This window comes from Chamaesiphon polymorphus CCALA 037, from assembly GCF_003003845.1.
GTDB classification, from domain to species: Bacteria; Cyanobacteriota; Cyanobacteriia; order Cyanobacteriales; family Chamaesiphonaceae; genus Chamaesiphon; species Chamaesiphon polymorphus.
In genome coordinates this window covers 1-5,878 of sequence record NZ_PVWO01000373.1, presented here as the reverse complement: position 1 = coordinate 5,878, position 5,878 = coordinate 1, and the positions used below count along the sequence as shown (strand labels likewise).

Annotated in this window: 6 protein-coding genes; 3 read left to right on the top strand and 3 right to left on the bottom strand. The window is 44.7% G+C overall.

The features are described from left to right. Positions 1–317 precede the first annotated feature (317 nt). Both C7B77_RS22045 and C7B77_RS22040 read right to left on the bottom strand, forming a co-directional pair. Positions 318–3,185 carry a Calx-beta domain-containing protein gene (locus C7B77_RS22045; RefSeq protein WP_106309921.1) on the bottom strand — a complete coding sequence of 956 codons (2,868 nt, stop codon included), beginning with the start codon at positions 3,183–3,185 and terminating at the stop codon, positions 318–320. A 344-nt stretch (positions 3,186–3,529) separates the two neighbouring features. Continuing rightward, positions 3,530–3,847 (bottom strand): DUF1825 family protein, encoded by a 318-nt coding sequence (locus tag C7B77_RS22040; protein WP_015162423.1) that lies wholly within the window; start codon positions 3,845–3,847, stop codon positions 3,530–3,532. Between the two features lie 127 nt (positions 3,848–3,974). Here C7B77_RS22040 and C7B77_RS22035 point away from each other — a divergent pair, with 127 nt between their 5' ends. Then, on the top strand, positions 3,975–4,379 hold the full coding sequence (locus tag C7B77_RS22035; RefSeq protein WP_106309918.1) for an NINE protein: 405 nt from the start codon (positions 3,975–3,977) through the stop codon (positions 4,377–4,379). On the opposite strand, the gene C7B77_RS30305 is transcribed toward C7B77_RS22035, so the two are convergent. Beyond that, positions 4,376–4,516, bottom strand: a complete 141-nt coding sequence (locus tag C7B77_RS30305) for a hypothetical protein (RefSeq protein ID WP_181243966.1) — start codon at positions 4,514–4,516, stop codon at positions 4,376–4,378. The genes C7B77_RS22035 and C7B77_RS30305 overlap by 4 nt on opposite strands. A gap of 68 nt (positions 4,517–4,584) precedes the next feature. On the opposite strand from C7B77_RS30305, the gene C7B77_RS22030 reads away from it, so the two are divergent. Together C7B77_RS22030 and C7B77_RS22025 are read left to right on the top strand one after the other, a co-directional pair. Beyond that, a complete protein-coding gene (locus C7B77_RS22030; protein WP_106309915.1) occupies positions 4,585–5,130 on the top strand; it encodes an NADPH-dependent FMN reductase in 546 nt (181 codons plus the stop codon). A gap of 1 nt (position 5,131) precedes the next feature. Beyond that, positions 5,132–5,665 carry a ComEA family DNA-binding protein gene (locus C7B77_RS22025; protein WP_245894309.1) on the top strand — a complete coding sequence of 178 codons (534 nt, stop codon included), beginning with the start codon at positions 5,132–5,134 and terminating at the stop codon, positions 5,663–5,665. Positions 5,666–5,878: the final 213 nt, after the last annotated feature.

Genomic DNA, 5,878 nt, shown 5'->3' with positions numbered 1-5,878 from the left:
CCTATGCCGCACCAATTTGGCGGAGCTTTATGAAAGAAGCCCTCAAAAACGAGCCTGTAGAATCATTCCAACCACCAGCCAAATTCAAACGTCCGGGAAGCTGAAGCTAGACAATCGAAATCCCCCAAATTTGGTGGATTAAATGCGATCGCCAAAAATGAGGGTAGGGGTAATTCATGAATTACCCCTACCCTCATTTTTGGCTATTCAAACCCGAATTCAGCAGTGCTGGGGCGGTGCTGGATTCGGGTTTGATTTTGGATCTTTTCTTATCCTTACTGATGCCTTTAACTCCGAACTCCCGCTTGGTGCTGAATTTAATTTTTGATAGTCATTTGGAAGATCAGATCGTTATAATCGCGATCGCCGCCACCGTACATATCTTCGACCCCAAATTTATTATCGCCCAACAAGCGGAAGTGATCCACCTTGTCAGTATTCGCGCCCAAATAGTTGAAATAAGCGTGAATATTGCCAGTGGCATTATTGTTAGGATTTTGCTGGAGGAATTTGTCAAAAGTTCCATTGGCAACCACAACAGGAGCTAAGATTTTTCCACCAGTGACAGAAAGATTGGCGTCAACTTGACTCGTAAACCGGGTGCTTAATACCGCACTTCTGATTGCGGCTTCGGCATAGCCCGCATCGCCCGGTTTGAGTCCATTGGCGAGCGTACCGCTCTCATCTTCTACTTCATAGAAACCGATAAAGTTACTGTAAGCCGCATCGCCAATTGTCTTAGTATCGAAGATTGCTCGCTCGGAATAGGCACGTAAATCGATGAGTTGTCCTTGCGATTTACCTTGTAGATCGGTACCGCCTTGCAAGTTATAGTTATCTACAGCTTCCACTCGCACCACAAGATCTTTGAAAGCGATATCGTAGTTATTGTTGGTAGAGTTGAGCGTAAATTTAACTGGAGTTGCGTTACTCGGATTGGCATCGGGTAGGGAAAATACAATATTTGCCGTGGGTTTTCCGGCGGCGAGATTGGATTTAACAGAATCGAGTGTTTCGTTAGCAATTGCTAAGAATTGGAGCCGTTCGCCCTGAGTAATGTTTAAATAACGTTGGGAAGTATTATCATTTTGACGATCGAAAGGACTATTACCCAAACTAGAGAAGATCGAGATAGCGCGATCGATTGCCGCTGCTACATAACCATTTTCGCCCGGTTTAATGCCATTAATGCGACCCAGATCGTCATCGACGACAAAAGCGCAGATTTCGCTCAGATCGCTGTTTGTCTGCGGAACTTTGGTAAATTTGAGGAGCGTATCGATCGAACCACCTTCAACTGTCAACAGATTTTTCACTGGTTCGAGCAATGTGGGAGTTTCAGAATCGTTATCGGCGATCGTTATCGTACCGCTACTTGCTCCCGTCAGGGTGTAATCGTCAGTTGAGAATGAGAGTGTGGCACTTTCCGTACCCTCATAAATTTTGTCATCGATCGCTTTAATATCTATGACTGCTGTATCCGAACCCACTGCAAAAATACTCATACCAGTCAAGCTTTGATAATCAGCACCATTAGTACCCGTGCCGGACAGTGTATATTTTACCGTCAGCGATCTAGCCAGATCGCCACTTCGTGTAATGATAAATTGGCTGGGATTTGGAGTTTCGCCAATTTTAGTTTCCGCAGCATCAGCGTCGCTAACAAACAGAGAAATGGGCGTATCATCATCTAAAATAGTGGCAGTTGCTATTTTGTCACCGAGATTAGCATTAGTTGGATCGGATAGATTGAGGGTAAAAGTTTCATCAAGTTCGAGATCTCGCTCTCCCGTAATAGCCACAGTAATCTGTTGAGTTATTTCACCTGGAGCAAAATAGACAGTTGTTTTAGGAATAGCTACATAATCGCTGCCTACAATTGCTGTACCATCTGCTGTGGCAACATCAACCGTTACCTCTACCTCGCTAGGCTTGTTCAATGTAACGTTAAATACCGCATTTTTCGCCCCCGTACTACCTTCGTTAAAAGCACCACTATCGATATTCACTGTTAGCGGAAGTTCGATCTGTGAATTATCATCAGCAATTGTAATCCGCGCTTGTTTGCTGCGATCGCTCAAGTTATAACCAAAGCCCTCATCGATTGTTAAGACTACCGATTCTAATCCTTCTGGGATATTATCAACAATCGGATCGATCTTGACGGTAGCTGTCTCTTGACCAGCTAAAAATGTTACCGAACCACTAACATTAGAATAGTCAACGCCTGTTGTTGCTTTGCCTGAGAGTGAATAGTTAACCGTTAGAGCATTACTTGCTTTCGCATTGGCACGAGTAAGTGTGAAAGTAGCACTATTGCCGATATTTTCAAAAGCAGTTGGATCGCTAGCTACGACGGTAATTGTTTCTGGCAATGATACTTGTGCTGGTACTCCCGAACCAAATAGGGTTCCGGTCACATAAGTTGTGGTTGCCCCTGGAGCTAGCACGAACACATTCCGAAATGTTGGCGTGACATCAAAAGGTTCGCTGTCAATAAATGAATCGCCATTGGTGTCACCTTGGATCTTTCCTGATAAAGGATCTCCCGCCAATATTCTACTACGTAGCTCGGAATACTCTCCGATTTCAAATCGGTTAGAGGTGAGCCTGCTGCCCCCATTAGCTGTAATCCCGACAAAGGTGGTAGGTGCGGAGGGACTGTCGCCACTATCTGTTTCAAATAGGATATCTCGACCGTTACGAGCGATCCGACCACCGCGATCGGCTAGGGTACCATCAAAGTATAGATCGCCATCAAAGTAACGAACTAATTCAAAACTAATTGCTGTACTAGTAGGATTGGTAATTTGATAGGTCTGAGTCAGTCCGCTACCAGTTCTGTTACCATTTTTGAGGAGATCGCTGACGGATTGAACAAGTTGAAACTGAAGACCAGATACTAGAAAGCTACTAGTGGTGCTTGTATTATCGCCACTAGTAGGTGAAGTAATATTTGTGGCTAATTCACTGATGAATTTGCGCGTTCCAGTCTCACCAATCCGAAAGGCGACATCAGATTCAAAAGTTGTTGAGCTGGCAGTATTAGCACCGACTGGATCGTATAAGGCTCCGCGAGCAGTATCTAGAGTGGTAGAGAAGGATGAGTCAGTACCAAATGCACCTGTATTACCTACAATTACGTCCAAGCCACCATCACCAGCAGCCGTTTTTAGTCTAGCCATATGTATTAATTTATTTGTAGATGTGTAGGTTTCGCTCTTTGTTAAGATTGCCTCATTGACGACTTCAAAGCGAGCATAAGTCGTTAGAATATAGCCGATTGATAACCTAATTCAGCCAAATCTCTCTGGACATAGTATTCCCACAATGGGATCCAGATGGCACTACTCACGATCGAAACTTCCGCAGCTTGGCGATAACTTAATCTGGACGCACAAAAAAGCGGGTAGGCACTGCCCACCAGCTTCGTTTTGGCTCATTCTAGCTAATATTCGATCGAGAGCTTCACCTCGATCCTGAGTTAATACTGAAAATATTGAATCTAAGTATAAATAGCACTCGTACTCTACTTATCGATTTCTGACTTCATGCGCTCTAGCGTCAGATTCATTTGGTCGAACATTTGCATCGGTGTCATCCCAAATTGACTCATTTGAGTATTCATTTGTTCGACAGTCATTTTCGCCATAAAATCGTCAGACAGTTCAAACCGCTTCATAAAGACTTTGTAGCGATCGAGTAAAGTCTCCATCCGCTCGATAAAAGCAATCTTGCCCTCGCGATCGAACTTACCATATTTACCGCCTAGCTGCGTTAGATGTTGATAATCGTCAAACAACTGTTTGGCTTCTTGTTGGATGATATCAGAATCAAAAAATCCCATGACAGATAATTATAGTAATAAGGTTTAAAATTAAGAGCGATGACATGACGATCGATGCTCGTATTTACATCTTAAGTCAGTCTGGAAACACTGAGAACTGCGGTTTCCCGTATGTGAGGATCGGTTAATGTTTGCTAGCACTACTCCTAAAAATCGTCAAGTCGCGATCGTCTTAGCATTTGCTAGCATGACGATTCCTGTAGCTGGATTTCATAAATTTTATCTAGGACAACCTGGTTGGGGGCTAGTTTATCTATTATTATCCTGGACGCCGATTCCGCATATTGCTTCGGCGATCGAAGCCGTTTGGTATCTCACCCAAGATAGTACCCACTTTGATGGCCATTTTAACTCGGCATCGATCGATGGATCGGGTGCGAGTGCATCGCACAGTTTAGTTGCGCTCCAACGTTCTCACCCGGTTGCAACTGTATCTGATTCCATCCGCGAATTAGACAAGCTCCGAGCCGATGGTTTAATCTCAGAATACGAATTCGAGCAAAAACGCCGTCAATGGCTCGATCGGGCTTAGGGGATAGTTGGGAGTTGGGAGTTGGGAGTTGGGAATTGCGGCTCTCGCTCGGCGGGAAACCCGCCGAAAGAAGCGAGACAAGGCAGGGAGTTGGGAGTTGATAGTTGATGGCGATCTTCGATCGTAGCAATGCCCAAGTTGTTCTCGCGTTATAACTGTTTATATATCCCAATGGATCTAAACTGGATCGGGATCTAAATTAATTATGGTCAAAATTGTTGGCATTGCAGGTAGCTTAAGACCGGACTCATATAGCCAGATCGCGCTTGCAGTAGCAGCTCAAAAGGTACAAGCTCTGGGTGCAGAGGTCGAGATATTGGATCTCAGACAGATGCAGTTGCCTTTTTGCGATGGTGGCAAGGAATATCCGCAGTATCCTGATGTCCAAAGGCTACAAGATACGGTCGGTCAGGCTGACGGATTAATTCTAGTTTCGCCAGAGTATCATGGCGGTGTCAGTGGCGTGCTGAAAAACACCTTAGATTTGATGAGTTTCGACCAGCTTTCTGGTAAGGTTGCTGGATTTATCAGTGTCTTAGGCGGACAGGTTAATAGCAATGCGCTCAACGAGCTACGCGTCATTCTGCGATGGGTTCACGCTTGGTCTATTCCCGAGCAAGTCGCGATCGGTCAAGCTTGGCAAGCGTTTACGCCTGAAGGTAAAATCTCAGATGAGAAACTTTCACAACGCCTCGACCACTTTGCCAAAAGCTTAGTCGATAATACCCGTAAATTGCGTGGAGTTGATTAGATTGACACACGATCCTACCCAAACAGTTCGGCTGTTGTTCAAAATGTCCTTGAGATCGCGGATTAAAGAAGATCCTTATTATCGGTTTAAATCGCCCTTTGAGATTGATGTCGCCGCCGATTTAGGGGTACAAATCGATGTCAATCAAGCCAGCGTCGATGATTGGCTGCGGTTGCCAGGGATTTCGATCCATCAAGCACGTCAATTAGTTACTTTGAGTCAGGCGGGAGTGCCTTTTTATTCGATTTCTGACCTTTGTGCGGCTTTAAATCTGCCGATCGCGAGACTGCAATGGTTGGCTCCAATCTTGAGTTTTCAGTATTACGATCGCGCCACTGCGTTACCATCTGTCAAACTCGCCCTCGCCACAGTCGATGACTTGGCTCAGATTCCTGAGATTTCGCCAGAATTAGCTACCGAAATCGTCGCTCACCGCGATCGCGATGGTAAGTTTACAGATCTGGTGAATTTCCAACAACGGCTGGGATTATCTGGCGAAACGATCGGTAAATTAATGCACTATCTTCAATTTTGAGTAAATAAAAGTAAGTAGATTGGTGCGAACATTTACAACATTAGAAAAGCCTATAACTTAGATGGTGGGCACTGCCCACCCTACAATTCTCCAGTTTTAAGCAACTGAATCTCAATACTTACGGTTCGCTCATTTGCAGGGAGGGTCATCAGATTGTGGCCCAAGGCAAGTATAAATCTCAACTGGAAAGTTCAATAACTGTAAAATGTTTTG